Raw genomic sequence first — 15,863 nt, 5'->3', positions numbered from 1 at the left:
AGCCCATCGCCAGCGTGGAGGAAAGCTCCGTCGAGCGGTTGCCGGGCATCGACGTGGAGCACCAGAGCAGCCAGGCATGCGGGCATCAACGGCTCGAGGGTCGCTACGACAGATCCGCCCCCTCGCTCGATCCCGCCTATGATACCGGGCCCTGGTGATGACAAGGAGCATACAATCCATGAGGTTCAACAAGGCATCCCTCTGGCTCTCCGCACTGTTGATGCTCGGAGGGTGCGACAACCCCAAGCTGAGCGCGATCACGGTGACCTGTGATCCCGCCTCCGTGGTGGCCGGTCAGTCCTCGCAGTGCACGACCAGCGCCACAGATCAGGACGGCAAGCCGTTCGCCGTCTCCGGCTACACCTGGAACTCCAGCAACGGGGCCGTGGCGACGGTGGACTCGGCGGGCAAGGCCACCAGCCTGACCAGCGGTACGACGACCATCAGCGCCAGTGCCACCGCCGACGGTGTCACCCAGCAGGGGCAGGCCACCCTGACCGTCACCCCGCAGCCGCCCCGGCTGAGCGCGGTCACGGTGACGTGTGACCCGACGTCCGTGCCGGCAACCCGGCCCGCGCAGTGCACGGCCAGCGCCACGGACCAGTATGGCAAGCCGTTCACCGTCTCCAGCTACACCTGGACGTCCAGCAACGAGTCCGTGGCGACGGTGGGCTCGACGGGCAAGGTCACCACCTTCACCGCGGGACCTGCCACCCTCCGAGCCAGTGCCACCGCCGACGGTGTCACTCAACAGGGGCAGGCCTCCCTCACCGTCACCGCGGAGCAGCCCACCCTCCACTCCTCCCCCATCACGGCCAACGAGACCTGGCGTGAGACCGAGAACCCGCACGTGGTGCAGGGAGCCCTCGAGGTGGGCAACGCCAGTGCTGCCCCCACGCTCACCCTCTCCGCCGGCACGATGGTGCGCTTCAAGTCCGGCGCCTCGCTGCGCGTTGGCCAGACGAATCCGGGTGGGCTGAGCGTGGACGGTACCGCGGCCGCTCCTGTCCTCCTCACCGCCGACTCCGCCAGTCCCCAGCCCGGCCACTGGCAGGGCGTGCACATCGTTTATTACGCCTCCAGTCCCAGCCACATCTCCCATGCCACCATCGAATACGCGGGCGCCGTTGCCAGCGGTTTGGAGGGGACGGGCAACCTGAACCTGTATGGAGAGTTCGTTGATCTCGGACCCGGAACCCGCCTCGACCACGTCGTCGTGAGGAAGAGCAGCCAGCAAGGCCTCTACCTGGGTGATGGAGGAAATATCGGTTCGGGCTCGACCGGACTGGTCGTGCGCGAGAACGGCGGCTATGCCATCTCGGCGAATGCCAACTTCATCGGTACGATCCCCGCGGACACGGCCGTCAGCGTCAACGCGCGCGACGCGGTGGAAGCCCTCCCGAACATGTACGACCCGCAGACGTGGCCGAACCTGGGCATTCCCTACGTGGTCAACGTGTTGATCGACGTGGGGGGCAAGCTGACCCTGCTCCCGGGAACGGAGCTCCGCTTCGCTGCGGACACTGGCCTCAACGTCGGTGCCGATGAGGGGTTCCCCGGTGCCGTGATCGCGATGGGAACCGCGCAGGCGCCGATCCGCTTCGTGCCCGACGCGGCCACGCCCACCCCGGGATACTGGCACGGGCTGCACTTCTGGCATGCCGGTGAAAGCCGCCTCGATCACGTGACCGTCACCCACGCCGGGGCGGCGAGCACAATCGGCACGGGCAATGTGAACGTGTTCAGGGAGATTGGCGCTTTCGTGACCAACAGCACGCTCAGCAACTCGGCTGGCTGTGGCATTACCCGGAGCACCGGCAGCCGCCCCAATGACACCCAGGTGACGACGGACTTCACCCTGGCCACGTACAACAACACCTTCGCCAACAACACCGGCGGAGCGCAGTGCGACAACTGAGGGTGGCGGGCTGAAGAAGCCTTCCTCGACCCCTGCCGCCCTCCTGGTGGCAGGGGTCCTCCCGGAGTGGACCCCGGGCCCGGTCCCTTCACGGCCAGGATTGAGCCGGGGCACCTGTCCCTTCCCCCAGGAAGAGCGCTAGGATGACCGCCGGGCAGGTGGCTCCGGGGGGAGGACGCTCCGGCGTCTCCACGGGCCACTTCTCGCCACGACCCAGGGAGCCACCGAGATTCACATGCGTCTACATTCATCCACCAGGGGGGCGGTGGCCGCGGTGCTGCTGGGGAGCTCGCTGGCGTCGGCACAGTCCACCGAGCAGCTGCCGGGCTTCGACCTGGAGCGGTTGGAAACGAACGTGGGGCGCGGCACGTTGCTCGTCGGCAACGGCGAGCTGATGGTGCCCGGAGGCCTGAGCGTGAGCCTGCTCGGCCACTACCAGCGCACGCCCCTGGTGCTCAACGACGGCCTCCAGGATCTGAACGTGGTGCAGGACAGGGCGACCGCGCTGCTCGCCGCCAGCTATGGCGTGTTGCCGTGGCTCGAGCTGTCCGCCCAGGTCCCCTTCGTGCTCTGGCAGCAGGGAGATGATCCGAGCGAGATCGGCTTCGCCCCGCTGTCGGCCCAGGGGCTCGGCACCCCCGTGTTCCAGGCTCGCCTGGGACTGCTGTCACGACGCCAGCGGCAACCCGTGGACCTGTCCGCGGACCTCGGCGTGGGATTTCCGGTGGGTACCGGGCTGGCGCTGGCGGGGGACTCGGGGCCTCGCTTCCACGTGCGGATGACGGTGGGCACCACCCTGGGCTGGCTGCAGCCCTCGCTCGAGGCCGGCGTGCTCTTCCGCCCCACCATCCAGCTGGACACCGCCGCGGACACGGCCAAACCGGGCGCGAGCTCGGAGATCCGGCTGGGGGCCGCGCTAGCCACCACGGGCACGGGGCTGCGCGGAGAGCTGGGCCTGCGGACCACGCTCGCCCCCCAGGTGTCGATGGAGATGCTCGGCGGCGTGCGCTTCCCGCTGCTGATGGGCCTGGACGCCTTCGTCCTCGCGGGCCCCGGCATGGGCGGAGCCCCCGGCACGCCGCTCTTCCGCGTGCTCACCGGCGTCTCCTTCCGCAGCGAGCCGCCTCCCAGGCTCTCCTTCATCGACGAGCACGCGGATCGCGAGCTGCAACTCTCACTGGCCGCCCCGCCGCCCTCCCAGAAAGAGGATCGGGTCCGTCCGGCCGGTACCTGGGAGTTCAACTCCCTGACTCCGGGAGAAGCCCAGGCCCAGGAGGGCGCGCCCCAGGAGCCGCCGAAACCCTACCAGCCCGGCCCCCAGGACAAGCTCGTGCTGCGCGGAGAGATCCACTTCGGCCGGGGCAGCTCCGAGTTGCCGGGCGTGGTGCCCCTGCTGGACCAGACCGTGCTGCGGCTGTCGGAACAGGCCCGGGGCGGCACCATCATCGTCGAAGGACATGCGGACACCGAGGGCTCCGACTCGTCCAACATGATCATCTCCCTGCGGCGCGCCCAGGCGATCCGGCGCTACCTGATCGATCAGGGCATCCCCTCGACGCGGGTGCGGATCCGCGGCTTCGGCGCGGACTGGCCGGTGAGCCCCAAGCCCGCCACCGAGCAGGAGCGTCAGCTCAACCGCCGTGCCGAGGTGCTCGTCATCACCGACGCCCCGGCGCCCGCTTCCTCCCAGGCACCGGCCACCACGCAGGTCTCGCCTCCGTAACGCCCTCCCCTGCCCGCGCGCACTCCCGCGCGGGACGAAGGCGTGTCTCCACGTGGAACCGGAGCACGCCTCCCCTGCCCTCCGGGAAATGGAGCGAGCTCAGCGCGGGGGCGGAATGGCGCCGAGCCGGACGAGGAACCGGGTCTTCCGCTCCAACTCCCGCTGCAAGTCACTCAGATGCCGGGTCGAGTCGCGCGGGGCATTGGAGGGCGTACTCACGCGCGTGGGCATGAGGGGGGGCGGGCTTACGATCCGCCGCTGCTCCGACACCGTCCGCGTCGCGTCACGAGCGACCGGCACACTCCTGAACTTCCGGAATACCGACTGCCGGATCGGGAGCGGCGGCACGCGCTCGTCGACCCCACGGCCGTAGAGCCATGCACCGCACCGCCACAGCACGTCGTAGCGCTGGAACAACAGCGTCCAGAACCGGTCGCGCATCTCGATGACCTTGACGAGGGACGGTGCCCCGCCGTCGGCCGCGTCCCCTTGCAGCCCGAGCATCGTGCGCAGCTTGTCGGCGACCTGCTCCGCCTCGCGGATATCGGCGGCCACCACGGGCGAGCGCCCGGTGATCCTCGCCTCGTTCCTCCGGAAGACCGCGGCGAGCGCCAGGCAGTCCTCCAACACATCCTGCCGGGCCTGGAGCCGGACCTCGTCGATATCGGTGTCGGCGAGCAGGCCCGCCTCGGCGAGGGCGTCAGCGGCCTTGCGCAGCTTGCGACGCACGAGTTGGGCCCGCTCGAACAGCGTCCCGAACGGAGCACTCCGGAGCTCGCGGTGCACCTGCAGTGCGGCGAAGACCAACCCCTGGGCGAGTCGCGGCAGCAGCGAGAGCTCCACGACATTCACGTCGGGAAGTTTGCCGACGACCACCGCCCCACTGCCCAGCACGTTCTCAACGCCGCGCGACACGTTGTGGTAGGCGAGCACGACGTCGGCGCAGCACTCCTCGATGACGCCCGGGTCGAGAGCCTTCGCGGCGCCGAGGAACGCGTCGTACGCCGCCTGAGAGCCGACGCTCTCGAGTTCACTCTCGACGGCATCCACCTGCCCGTTGTCCGGCGTTTCCGCTGTGCTGACGTCACCTTCTGCCATGCGGGCAAGAGTATCGAGCGCACTCTGGCACTGCAATGCACCGCCCCATGCCTGGGGTTCGGCAAGCGCACCGCACTCCCCATGTGGCCGTTCTCACTCCAGGCACAGGTGTGGGAGCCAGAATGCTGTCCTGGCGCTCAGGCACAACCGGTTGGCGGCTTGGCGGAAGGCAGGTCGAACCCAGTCGCGTACAAGGCCGCCACTCTTGCTGGGACCCGCCACCAATGCGGAGGCATCCCCAGCGGAGCTCAACTGCTACTGGGGGGGACAATTCATGAAGCGAATGCTGGGTGGGAGTGTCCGGGCCGCATTGATATGCGCCCTGATGACGATGGCCTGTGGACTGCCAGAGGTGGGACCGAGTGACGAGGAGGCGCAAGCCGTACTGGCACCAGGCACCACCTCGGCCGCATTGATGGCAACGGCCAACTACGATTCGACATTGAAGGTGCCCCGGTGCCTTGGGGTGGCCTCGGGCTGTGACTCGGGCAGCCTCGTCAATGGCCGTGGACCGGTGGGGCCCGAGCTCAACGCGCCCAACACCCTGGGAGGCACCTGCGCAGACGGCGCCGGTGGCACCTACCACTCCGACGAGTCGTTGGACCGGGTGAAGGTCTACACCACCGATGGCACCGATCTGGCGCCCGGCAAGCAGGTGACCATCGAAGTCGAGGTGTGGGCCTGGTCCTCATTCACGTCGGACGCGCTGGACCTGTACTACGCGGCGGACGCGAGCAACCCGACCTGGAACTTCATCACCACCCTGGTGCCAACCGGGGCCGGTGTGCAGACGCTCCGGGCGAACTACACGCTCCCGGCGGGAGGAAGCACTCAAGCCGTGCGCGCGGTCTTCCGCTATGGGGGCACCGCGAGCGTCTGCTCGGGGAGTAGCTATGACGAGCGGGACGATCTGGCCTTCGCCCTGGGTGCCGCACACCCGAAGCCCACGCGCATCGCGGGCGGGTGGTACTTCAGCCTGGAGCTGCGCCAGGATGGGACGGTCTGGGGCTGGGGAACGAATCAGCGTGGGCAGCTGGGGGATGGGACGACGCTTCAGCGCAACACGCCGGTGCGGGTGATGGGGCTCGACAATGTCGAGTCCATTGCCGCGGCCGACCGTCATTCCCTGGTACTGAAGAAGGACGGCACGGTCTGGGCCTGGGGTGGCAACGACTTCGGCCAGCTGGGAGACGGGTCTTTCACGGATAGATACACGCCAGTCCAGGTGGTGGGACTGACGGGCGTGGTGGCCATCGCAGCGGGTGGGGTTCAGTCCCTGGCGCTGAAGCAGGACGGCACCGTGTGGGCCTGGGGCTACAACGGAACTGGAGCGCTGGGGGATGGCACCACCATTGATCGCAACACGCCGGTGCAGGTGGTGGGGCTGACGGGTGTGGTGGCCATTGCCGAAGGCGACACGGATTCGCTGGCGGTGCGCAGCGACGGGAGCGTGTGGGCTTGGGGCTACAATTACTTCGGCGAGCTGGGTGACGGCACCACCAGCATGCGTACCACGCCGGTGCAGGTGAGCGGGCTGACGGGAGTCGTCGCGGTCTCTGTCGGTAATACCCATTCGATGGCCCTGAAGCTGGATGGCACCGTGTGGGCCTGGGGCAGCAACGGTGATGGGTCGCTGGGCGATGGAACCACGATTCAGCGCACCACGCCCGTACAGGTGTTGGGATTGTCGGGTGTAACGGCCATCGATGCGGGTGTCGGATTTTCGCTGGTCCTGAAGCAGGACGGCACCGCCTGGGCCTGGGGCTACAATGGCTGGGCTCAGCTCGGTGATGGCACCACTACCCGGCGCATGACCCCGGTGCAGGTGCCAGGGCTCTCGGGTGTGGCGACCATCTCCACTGGGGCTGCCCACTCCCTGGCGCTCAAGCAGGACAATTCGGCCTGGGCTTGGGGATATAACGGCTATGGGCAGCTCGGTGATGGCACCACGACCCAGCGCTCTTCCCCCGTGCGCGTGCTCTCCGCAAGTGGGTCCACAGTCCAGATCGAGCCACTCACCTACAGCGCCTCCAACACCAACAGCGCCCAGCAGAACACCTTCAACCGTACCTTCACCCTGAACGCTGGGGACATGCTGGAGGTGGGTACCTGCAACCTGACGGGGGCGACGGCCTCGGGAGACACCTACCTGCGCCTGTTTGGCACCAGCGCCACCCAGGTGGTCTACAACGATGACAGCTGCGGCGGCGTGGCCTCCTACCTCCAGTACACCGCCACCTCCAGTGGGAGCTATGAGCTGCGCGCGGGCTGCTTCTCCAGCGGTAGCTGCAGCGGCACCGTGGTCTTCAAAGTGACGCCGGGCAGCTGAGTTCCAAGGCAATGCCGGGCTGAAGAAGCCCGAGCTCGTCTTCGACCCCTGCCGTCCTCATCCGACGGCAGGGGTTTTTCATTTCCAAAGGCCGCGCAGAAACGACACAGCCCGGCACACGGGGCGAGTTGCCACCCACGTGCCGGGCCGTGACGACGAGACGCCCCGAGGGGCGTCAATCCCCGCTCAAGACGCCTTCATCTCCATGCTCACGCGGGCGGACGTCTCGCCACCCGAGGACGAGCCGGAGCCCGAGCTGCTCGCCGCGGCGGCCGCCCCGGCCTTCTCCTCGGCCAGCGTGGCCTTCTCGATGGCGGCCTTCTCCATCGCCAGCTTCATCAGCGCGCTCTCGTCGGCGGCGCGACGGGCCTCGCGCTCCTTGTAGCGGCGGATGGCCGGGGCCATGATCTCCCCGATCAGCCCCCGGTAGTCCATGCCCGCGCCCTGCGCGATCAGCACCAGGTCGCTCCACCCCGGCGTGAGGCCCGGCAGCGGGTTGCACTCGATGAAGTAGATGCGGCCCTTGTCGTCCATGCGGAAGTCGATGCGCGCCACGTCCCGGCACCCCAGCGCCATGAACGAGTTGCGCGCCGCCGCCCTCAGCTTCTCCAACAGCGCGGGCTCGATCTTCGCCGGCGCGTCGTACCGGATGCGATCGTTCCAATCCAGCTTGTGCTGGAAGCTGTAGATGGGCGTCTTGTCCTCCCGGTCCAGGAAGACGATCTCCATCGGCGGCAGCACGCGCGGGCGCCGCTCGCCCAACAGGCCCACCGTGAACTCGCGCCCGCCGATGTACTCCTCGATGAGCGCCGGCTGCTGGTACTTGGTGACGATCTCCTTCACCACCTCGCGCAGCTCCGCCTCGTTGTGGCACACGCTCTTGCTCACCACGCCCTTCGAGGAGCCCTCCGCCACCGGCTTCACGATCAGTGGGAAGCTCGTGAACTGCTTGTCGAGCCGCTCCTTGCCCGTGTGCATCAGCTGGAAGTTCGGCGTGTGGATGCCCGCCTGGCGGACGATCTTCTTCGCCAGCGCCTTGTCCAGCGCGATGGACAGCGTCGCCGGATCGCTTCCCGTGTACGGGATGTCCAGCAGCTCGAGCATCGCCGGTACCTGGCTCTCGCGGTTACGGCCCTTGAAGCCCTCGGCGATGTTGAAGACGATGTCCAGCGGCGTGCTCGCCAGCACGCTGGGCAGCTCCGCCGTGGCCTCCAGGTCCACCACCTCGTGGCCCCACGAGGCAATCGCCTCGCGGATGGCCTGTAGCGTGGTGGGCGAGTCGTACTCGGCCTCGCTGTCCTCCAGCGCCGTGCCGTCCGCCGCCACCGGCTTCACGCGCTTGACGTTGTAGGTGAAGCCCACGCGCAGCGGGCCGGACTTGCGCGTCGGCTTCCCCTGGCGCTTGCCGTCCTTGATCTTGTAGCGCCGCGCCGCGCTCTGGATGACGGCGTTCACCACGCCGTCCAGGTGCACGCCCTCCATGGCCGCGGCGGCGTAGATGCCCGCCCCCGGCTCCAGGCTGGGCAGCGCGTTGATCTCCAGGAAGTACGGCACGCCCGCGTCGCTCAGCCGGAAGTCGATGCGTCCCAGGTCGCGGCAGTCGAGCACCTGGAAGATCTTCTTCGACATGTTGCGCATCTCCTCGGCCACCTTCGGGGAGATGTTGGCCGGAGCGCGCACCTTGACCGAGCTCTCCTTCTTCGTCTTCAGCTCGTAGTCGTAGATGGCGTACTTGCGGCCGGCGATGGCGGCCGGGTCGATGTCGTACTCCACCGGGCTGAGCACGCCGTCATGGTCGTTCTGCACCGCGCCCAGGTACGGCACCGTGATGTCCGTGCCGCCGATGAACTCCTCCACGAGGATGCCCGCCGGGTAGCGCGCGAGCGCCTGCGCCACCTTCTCGCGGGCCTGCTCCACGGTCTCGGCCACCGAGTCCTGGGTGATGCCCTTGGAGGAGCCCTCGAAGTTGGGCTTGATGATGAGGGGGAAGCGCAGGTCCTCGACCTTGAGCTCGTTGAGCTTCTCGACGAACTGCCAGCCGGGGGTGCGGATGCCGTGCTTGGACAGCACGAGCTTGGTGAGCTGCTTGTCCAGCGTCACCGCCAGCGCGTACGCGTCCGAGCCCGTATAGGCGAAGCCCAGCTCGTCGAAGAGCGCCGGGTAGAAGGCCTCGCGGAAGCGGCCGCGGCGGCCCTCGGCGATGTTGAAGATGAGGTCCGGGCTGTAGGCCTCGAGCCGCGCCACGGTGCGCGAAGCGGGACCGCTCACCTCGAAACGCTCCAGCCGGTGGCCGAGCCGCTCGATGGCCGCCGCCAGCGTGTTCACCGTCTCCTGGGTATCGAACTCCGCCTCGTCTTCCGAGTCGGACAACCTGAGGTTGTAGGTCAGCGCGATGCGCAAGGCTTTCCCCTTCTGGACTTCTTGAAATGGCGGATCCGGCGAAGCCGGGCCGCGGACAAGAACCTTCCCGGAACCCGAGCGGGCGTCACGGGCGTGCGTGCTGCAACGGTTGCTCCGGCGACGACCTTCCCGTCCACCACCTGCGTCTGCGCCCAGGTGTCGCCGAGCCGCCAACCGAGCGGATCCCTCACCACGCGCAGGGCCTCGACGCCGCCGATGACCAGCAGGCCCGCCAGCCCCGCCACCAGGCCCAGCGGCGGAGGCATCATCCCGAGCAGGACGATGAGCGCCAGGGGCGCGTTGCGCAGGGTGCTGTCGCGGTGGCGCGCGGCCGAGCGCGTGGGCAGGTGCATCACCTTCACGCCGAAGATGCGCTTGCCCACGCTCTGGCCCTGCAACATGCCGTCGGCCAGCAGCAGGAAGAGCAGCGCCACCACGCCGCCCGCGGCGCCGCACACCACGTGCAGCCCCCACGCCACGGAGACGTCCACGATGCGTGCGCCCAGCCGCATCCACAGCGAGGCCTTGGGATAGGGCGAGCCGAGCTCCTCTCCATTGTCCACCACGCGCAGGCCAGGGCGGCGGGGGGTGGAGAAGACCGGTTGGGAGGCGCTCACTCGTCGGGCTCCAGGATGAGGCCCCTTTCCGGGGGCTCCGGCTCGTCCAGGCCCGCGAGCTGCGCGAGCCGCTCGTGCGCGCTCACCGTGCCCGGCGGGCGCTGGTAGACGTAGGGGGAGGAAGAGGACGCGGCGGCGTTGCCGGTGAAGTCCGGCGAGGCCACCAGCGCGGCCGTGGGCGAGCCCGTCTCGGACATCTCCCGCAGCCGGCCTCGCGCGGCCTCCACGTCATGGGTGGCCGCCTCGCCCTCGCGGGTGAAGAAGACGAAGGCCATGGCCGGACGCTTGGAGGACTCGCGCATGGCGAACTGCACGCCATCCAGCGTCCAGCCCCTGGCGCTCCACTCGTTCACGGTGCGCTCGAGCGTCCCCTCGTCCACGGTGGACAGCTCGACGACCTTGTACTGGAGCGGGCCCGCCGGACGCACGGGGGCGGCGGGCACGGCGGCTCGGGCGGCACCCGGACGCTTGCCGGCACGCAGCGGGCGCCGGTTCGCCGTCGGGGGGGCCGCCTTTCGAGGTGGGGGCCGTTTCTTCTTGCGGGTGGCCATGGCCGATAGGGATCCTCGCGCTCGGGGGTAGGCGCAAGCAACTCGTCGAGATGCTACGCCCGAATCGTCAACCGATCAGCTTCGCGGCCTCGAGTGCATGGTAGGTGATGATCAGATCCGAGCCGGCGCGCTTGATGGAGGTGAGAATCTCCAGCATCAGCCGATCTCCGTCGATCCACCCGGCCTGGGCGGCGGCCTTCACCATGGAGTACTCGGCGGACACGTTGTAGGCGACCACCGGCACGTCCACGCGCTCGCGCACCCGCTGAATCACGTCCAGGTAGCTCAGCGCGGGCTTCACCATGATCATGTCCGCGCCCTCCTCCAGGTCCAGGTCGACCTCCTTGAGGGCCTCGCGCACGTTGCCCGGGTCCATCTGGTGGGTGCGCCGGTCGCCGAACTTCGGCGTGCTCTGGGCGGCCTCGCGGAAGGGCCCGTAGAAGGCCGAGGCGTACTTGGCGGCGTAGGAGAGGATGGGCACCTCGGTGAGCTGCACCTCGTCGAGCGCCGAGCGGATGGCCGCCACGCGCCCGTCCATCATGTCCGAGGGAGCGATCACGTCCGCGCCGGCCTGGGCGCACGTCACCGCCATGCGCGCGAGCAGCGGCAGCGTGGCGTCGTTGGCGACGTGGCCGTGCTCGATGACGCCGCAGTGGCCATGGTCGGTGTACTCGCACAGACACACGTCCACGATGACGAGCAGGTCCGGGACGGCGGCCTTGATCTCCCGCACGGCGCGCTGGACGATGCCCTCGCGCGCGTAGGCCTGCGAGCCCTGGGCGTCCTTGTGATCCGGAATCCCGAAGAGGAGCACCGCGGGCACCCCGAGCGCATGGGCCTGCTTCGCCTCGGCGACGGCGTGCTCCAGCGACAGGTTGTAGATGCCCGGCATGGAGCCGATGGGACGGCGGACGTCCCGGCCCTCGACGACGAAGAGCGGGTAGATGAAGTCCGAGGGCGCGAGCGTGGTCTCTCGCACCATCTCTCGAAGCGCCGCGGAACGGCGCAGCCTGCGGGGGCGGTGGATCGGATAAGACATGTGCCGACGGTATAAACCCTCGGCACGCCCCGGGAAGGAATTCTCCTTTCAGGGCTGCCTAGACAGTAGCCAGGCGCCAGCTCTCGCTGAGCCAGCTTCGCTGACGGGACATGCGAGCGGCCATGCGTTCGGCCAGCTCCGCCTCGTGCACCGCGCGGGCGTAGCGCAGGCGGGCCGCCTCGGTGTTCTCCGACAGACAGCGCTCCGCCTCCGCCAGCTCCCGGCGCGCCTCGCGCAGCTCCTGCTCCATCAGCTCAATCGTGGACATGGGTGTTGCCTCCTGTACCTGGAGGGAATGCACAGCCCGGGCCATGTGATTTCCCCGCGCAAGGGTGCGAAACGCCGAAGCCTGTGGGGCCGGAGAGCCACTGAAACCCGGAAAAAAGGTGCGAATGGACCTTCCCGGGTGCGCAACGGATGTCGCGAGCGGGCGGGCCACGGGCTCGGCCGGTGGCTCGTGTGGGGTGCGGGGCAATCGAGGGGCGCGCTCCGTCGTAGAGTGGGCATCGTGCCAGCCATCGAAGTCATTGGACTCCGTAAGACATACCGGCGCGCCTTCCGCAGCGGACACGAGGCGCTGCGCGGCGTGGACCTCTCCGTGCCCGAGGGCAGTGCCTTCGGGTTGATCGGCCCGAACGGCGCGGGGAAGACGACCTTCATCAAGAGCGTGCTGGGAATCGTCCAGCCCACGGGGGGGACGATACGCGTGCTCGGCGGTTCTCCCGAGGACCCGCGCATCCGGGCCCGCATCGGCTACCTGCCCGAGCGCCTGCACCTGCCGGGCTCGTGGACGGCGCCGGCCTTCCTGGGCACGGTGGCGCGGCTCAAGGGACAGACGGCGGACAAGGCCGCGAACCTGCGCCTGCTCGAGCGCGTGGGCCTGGCGGACGCCGTGGGCCGGAAGATCGGCGGCTACTCGAAGGGCATGCGCCAGCGGCTGGGGCTCGCGGCGGCGCTGTTGGGCAACCCGGCCCTGCTGATCCTCGACGAGCCCACGGATGGAATCGATCCGATGGGCCGCGTGGAGGTGCGGCGGATTCTTCAGGAGGAGGTGCAGCGCGGCACCACCCTGTTCCTCAACTCGCACCTGCTGGCGGAGACGGAGCGCCTGTGTAATCGGGTGGCGATCCTCGGAGACGGCAAGGTGCTGCGCGAGGGGCTGCTGGAGGAACTGGCGCGGGGCGGCTCGCGGTGGATGGTGCGCCTGGCGCCGGGAGCGGACGCGGGCGCGCTGGGCGCGGCGGGCTTCAAGGCGGCGGGCCCCGAGGGGCTGTACCACGTGGAGGCGGCGAACGTGACGGAGCTGAACGCGGCGCTGGACAAGGCGCGGGCGTCGGGAGCGCTGCTGATGGAGCTCAAGCGGGACGGGCAGGACCTGGAGTCCGTGCTGGCTTCAACCATGGGGGTGGCGGCATGAGGGGCGTGTTGGGAATCGCGGCCTACGTGTTGCGTGAGGCGGCCTCGCGCAAGTTCATCCTCGCCTTCCTGCTGGGCGTCACGGGTGTGCTGCTGACGCTGTCGCTGAGCCTGAAGATCGAGGTGGTGGATGGGGCGCTGGCGGCCTCGCGGCTGTTCGGCGAGATGCTGGACTCGGACATCCAGGCGGTGGACGTGGCGCTCAAGCCGGTGTTCATGGCGGCGGCGGCCGTCGTGTTCTACGGGGGCATCCTGTTCGGCATCGTGTCGTGCTCGGACTTCGCGCCGAGCCTGCTGTCGCCGGGCCGCATCGAGCACCTGCTCGCCCTGCCCTTGCGCCGCTGGCACATCCTGGCGGGCACGTTCCTCGGGGTGATGACGCTGGCGCTGCTGGGGGCGCTGTACGGCTCGGTGGGGCTGGTGCTCATCTTCGGGGTGAAGACGGGGTACTGGTCGGTGGGGCCGGTGATCGCCGCGCTGCTGGCGTGCGTGAGCTTCGCGGCGGTGTACGCGGTGATGCTGACGACGGCGACGCTGGTGCGCAGCGCGGCCCTGTGCGCGGCACTCGGTGGCCTCACGCTGGTGGCGGGCATCCTCGCGGGCAACCGGACGAAGATCGCCCCCTTCCTCGAGGAGGGGCTGAGCCGGAACCTCTTCAAGGGGGTGACGCTGGTGTTGCCGCGGCTGTCCTCGCTGGGCCAGGCGAGCATGGACCTGGCGGCCTCGACGCCGCTGGGGGTGCAGTCGCTGGCGATGCTGTTGGTGGGCGTGTTCGTGTTCGGCCTGGGCGTGCTGACCATGGGTTTCTGGTGGTTCGAAGGAAGGGATTACTGATGCAGCGGCGTCGTGGACTCTGGCTGGTGTTCGCGGTGGTGCTGTTCGGCCTGGCCGCGTGGCTGATGCTCTCCGGACAGGGTGAGGAGGAGGCCCTTCCCGAGATGAAGGTGACGTTCCCGAACCGGCTGCGGCCGCGGGAGCGCGAGCGCATGGAGAAGCGGCGCACGTACGTCCTGCCGCTGGCGCAAGCGGGGACGGTGGCCGAGCCGCAGCCGGTGCGGCCGAGAGATCCCGTGCTCGCGGCGCTGCCCCGGGGCAAGGGCAAGACGGCGGTGGTCATCGAGGCCAACGCCATCCGGCACTCGCCCCTCGGGGAGATGCTGCTGGAGTGCCTGATGCGCCGCGAGGGCGCCGAGCTGGAGAAGTTCAAGCAGCAGACGGGCGTGGATCCCCTCCAGGACCTGGACCGGATGGTGCTCACGGATGACGGCGTCATCCTCTCGGGGAACTTCGGGGACAAGCGCCTGAAGGAGCTGCTCGCCAGCCGGGACGCGACGCACTACGACTACGGCACCGGGGCACGCATGTATGAGCACTCGTACGAGCGCACCCTGCCGGATGGCCGCGTGGAGCGCAGGACCGCACCGCCGGTGGGCATGTGGAACGACCAGATGCTCGTGTTCGGCAAGAACCCGAACGGGGTGAAGGAGGTCATCGACCGGGTGGAGGGGCGCGGGCCGGACGAGCCGCCCGTCATCTCCGAGGGCAGCACGTACGGCGAGATGTACGGCGTCATCTCCGTGGAGCAGCTCAAGAAGCTCTTCCCGCCGGATCAGCAGGAGCTGGCGTCGAAGCTGGCCGAGGTGGCGGAGAACGTGGAGCTGCACGTGGACGCGAGCTCGGACTTCGCGATGACGGCGCAGGTGAAGGGGTCCAACGCGGACAAGGTGACGGACCTGGGCAAGTCGCTCGGAGGCGTGCTGTCGCTGGCGCGGATGAAGGCGCAGGCCGAGGGCGAGAAGGAACTGGCGCAGTTGCTGGACTTCGCGAAGGTGCGCCCCGAGGGCGACGAGTTCAAGCTGGAGCTGGCGGTGCCGCTCGAGGTCATCAAGCAGCAGCTCGCCTTCTGCCGCGAGCAGCAGGACAAGGACTCGAAGCAGCAGGAGGCGCAGCCCACGCCGTGAGGGCCCGCCCTACTCCACCATCGCGCTGACCTCGCGCGAGAAGGCCTGCTCGTCATCGGCGTGGATGACGAGCGGCGGCAGCACGGTCAGGCCGGTGGGCGCGCCCTTCACCGCGTGCATCAACACGAGCTTCGCGGGCCGCCCCGCGCGCGAGTGCACCATGCGCGCGGTCCTCGGCTCCAGCTTCCCCACCCGCAGCGCCGCCATCAGCTCGGACAGGCGCGAGGCCGGGTACACCACGCAGAAGCTCCCGCGGCAGCGCAGCAGGTACGCCGCCGAGCGCACCACGTCCTCGAGCTCGCAGGCGATTTCATGCCGCGCCAGCGCCTTCTCCATGTCCGTGCTGATCCTCCCCTGCTCCCGCGCCCGGTACGGCGGATTGCACAGCACGTGGGAGAAGCTCGCCTTCGGGAACAGCTTCTCCGCGCAACGCAGATCTCCCCGCACCAGTGACACCTCGCGCTCGCAGCGGTTGAGGTGCACGTTGCGCTCGGCGAGCGAGAACAGGCGCGGCTGGAGCTCCAGCCCGGTGATGCTCCCGATGCCCAGCCGCCGCGCGAGGACGAGGGGGATGATGCCGCAGCCCGTGCCCAGGTCCATCAACCGCCCCCGCATCACCCCGGCCTCGTAGACGGAGAAGTGCGCGAGCAGCACCGGATCCAACGTGAAGCGATAGCCCCGGCGCCGCTGGAGCACCTTCACCTCGCCGCCGCATACCGAATCCAGCGTCTCTCCGGAGCCAGGCCGGAGCTCGAGCAGCGTGCGCTGGGGCCACTCCAGTGCTTCTGGCGAGAGGACGTGCACCCGTTCC

General features: G+C 69.0%; 13 protein-coding genes. 6 read left to right on the top strand and 7 right to left on the bottom strand.

Translation table 11 applies throughout. The features are described 5' to 3' along the window. The first annotated feature begins 178 nt into the window (after positions 1-178). A complete protein-coding gene (locus tag ACJ8AN_RS07315; protein WP_407754523.1) occupies positions 179-1,918 on the top strand; it encodes an Ig-like domain-containing protein in 1,740 nt (579 codons plus the stop codon). Between the two features lie 235 nt (positions 1,919-2,153). Beyond that, positions 2,154-3,641 (top strand): OmpA family protein, encoded by a 1,488-nt coding sequence (locus tag ACJ8AN_RS07310; RefSeq protein ID WP_407754522.1) that lies wholly within the window; start codon positions 2,154-2,156, stop codon positions 3,639-3,641. 99 nt (positions 3,642-3,740) lie between these two features. On the opposite strand, the gene ACJ8AN_RS07305 is transcribed toward ACJ8AN_RS07310, so the two are convergent. Continuing rightward, positions 3,741-4,739, bottom strand: coding sequence for a hypothetical protein (locus tag ACJ8AN_RS07305; RefSeq protein ID WP_407754521.1), 999 nt, complete (start codon positions 4,737-4,739; stop codon positions 3,741-3,743). A gap of 274 nt (positions 4,740-5,013) precedes the next feature. Here ACJ8AN_RS07305 and ACJ8AN_RS07300 point away from each other — a divergent pair, with 274 nt between their 5' ends. Beyond that, positions 5,014-7,068: an RCC1 domain-containing protein gene (locus ACJ8AN_RS07300; RefSeq protein WP_407754520.1), complete on the top strand. Its 2,055-nt coding sequence runs from the start codon at positions 5,014-5,016 to the stop codon at positions 7,066-7,068. Between the two features lie 186 nt (positions 7,069-7,254). On the opposite strand, the gene ACJ8AN_RS07295 is transcribed toward ACJ8AN_RS07300, so the two are convergent. The 5 genes from ACJ8AN_RS07295 to ACJ8AN_RS07275 form a co-directional block, all read right to left on the bottom strand. Then, on the bottom strand, positions 7,255-9,468 hold the full coding sequence (locus tag ACJ8AN_RS07295; RefSeq protein ID WP_407754519.1) for an ATP-grasp domain-containing protein: 2,214 nt from the start codon (positions 9,466-9,468) through the stop codon (positions 7,255-7,257). Further along, entirely contained in the window at positions 9,453-10,040 is a 588-nt protein-coding gene (locus tag ACJ8AN_RS07290; RefSeq protein WP_407754686.1) for an RDD family protein, read from the bottom strand. Before ACJ8AN_RS07290 ends, ACJ8AN_RS07295 begins: the two co-directional genes overlap by 16 nt. A 41-nt stretch (positions 10,041-10,081) precedes the next feature. Continuing rightward, positions 10,082-10,636, bottom strand: a complete 555-nt coding sequence (locus tag ACJ8AN_RS07285; RefSeq protein ID WP_407754518.1) for a hypothetical protein — start codon at positions 10,634-10,636, stop codon at positions 10,082-10,084. A 67-nt stretch (positions 10,637-10,703) separates the two neighbouring features. Then, entirely contained in the window at positions 10,704-11,675 is a 972-nt protein-coding gene (gene hemB, locus ACJ8AN_RS07280; RefSeq protein ID WP_407754517.1) for a porphobilinogen synthase, read from the bottom strand. 58 nt (positions 11,676-11,733) lie between these two features. Beyond that, a complete protein-coding gene (locus ACJ8AN_RS07275) occupies positions 11,734-11,943 on the bottom strand; it encodes a hypothetical protein (protein WP_407754516.1) in 210 nt (69 codons plus the stop codon). Between the two features lie 240 nt (positions 11,944-12,183). On the opposite strand from ACJ8AN_RS07275, the gene ACJ8AN_RS07270 reads away from it, so the two are divergent. Genes ACJ8AN_RS07270 through ACJ8AN_RS07260 form a run of 3 tightly spaced genes read left to right on the top strand, consistent with a single transcriptional unit; the run spans position 12,184 to position 15,052 of the window. Continuing rightward, positions 12,184-13,092 carry an ABC transporter ATP-binding protein gene (locus ACJ8AN_RS07270; protein WP_407754515.1) on the top strand — a complete coding sequence of 303 codons (909 nt, stop codon included), beginning with the start codon at positions 12,184-12,186 and terminating at the stop codon, positions 13,090-13,092. Then, positions 13,089-13,925, top strand: a complete 837-nt coding sequence (locus tag ACJ8AN_RS07265; protein WP_407754514.1) for a hypothetical protein — start codon at positions 13,089-13,091, stop codon at positions 13,923-13,925. Before ACJ8AN_RS07270 ends, ACJ8AN_RS07265 begins: the two co-directional genes overlap by 4 nt. Then, positions 13,925-15,052 carry a hypothetical protein gene (locus tag ACJ8AN_RS07260; RefSeq protein ID WP_407754513.1) on the top strand — a complete coding sequence of 376 codons (1,128 nt, stop codon included), beginning with the start codon at positions 13,925-13,927 and terminating at the stop codon, positions 15,050-15,052. The genes ACJ8AN_RS07265 and ACJ8AN_RS07260 overlap by 1 nt, the downstream gene beginning before the upstream one ends. Before the next feature lie 9 nt (positions 15,053-15,061). On the opposite strand, the gene ACJ8AN_RS07255 is transcribed toward ACJ8AN_RS07260, so the two are convergent. Beyond that, a complete protein-coding gene (locus ACJ8AN_RS07255) occupies positions 15,062-15,856 on the bottom strand; it encodes a tRNA1(Val) (adenine(37)-N6)-methyltransferase (protein WP_407754512.1) in 795 nt (264 codons plus the stop codon). Positions 15,857-15,863 lie beyond the last annotated feature (7 nt).

Source organism: Archangium sp. (genome assembly GCF_045802675.1).
Lineage (GTDB): Bacteria > Myxococcota > Myxococcia > Myxococcales > Myxococcaceae > Archangium.
This window is presented reverse-complemented; position numbering and strand designations above follow the sequence as displayed.

Coding starts and splice junctions, on each gene's coding strand:
- ACJ8AN_RS07315 (WP_407754523.1), top strand. CDS start 179: ATGAGGTTCAACAAGGCATCCCTCTGGCTCTCCGCACTGTTGATGCTC.
- ACJ8AN_RS07310 (WP_407754522.1), top strand. CDS start 2,154: ATGCGTCTACATTCATCCACCAGGGGGGCGGTGGCCGCGGTGCTGCTG.
- ACJ8AN_RS07305 (WP_407754521.1), bottom strand. CDS start 4,739: ATGGCAGAAGGTGACGTCAGCACAGCGGAAACGCCGGACAACGGGCAG.
- ACJ8AN_RS07300 (WP_407754520.1), top strand. CDS start 5,014: ATGAAGCGAATGCTGGGTGGGAGTGTCCGGGCCGCATTGATATGCGCC.
- ACJ8AN_RS07285 (WP_407754518.1), bottom strand. CDS start 10,636: ATGGCCACCCGCAAGAAGAAACGGCCCCCACCTCGAAAGGCGGCCCCC.
- hemB (WP_407754517.1), bottom strand. CDS start 11,675: ATGTCTTATCCGATCCACCGCCCCCGCAGGCTGCGCCGTTCCGCGGCG.
- ACJ8AN_RS07275 (WP_407754516.1), bottom strand. CDS start 11,943: ATGTCCACGATTGAGCTGATGGAGCAGGAGCTGCGCGAGGCGCGCCGG.
- ACJ8AN_RS07265 (WP_407754514.1), top strand. CDS start 13,089: ATGAGGGGCGTGTTGGGAATCGCGGCCTACGTGTTGCGTGAGGCGGCC.
- ACJ8AN_RS07260 (WP_407754513.1), top strand. CDS start 13,925: ATGCAGCGGCGTCGTGGACTCTGGCTGGTGTTCGCGGTGGTGCTGTTC.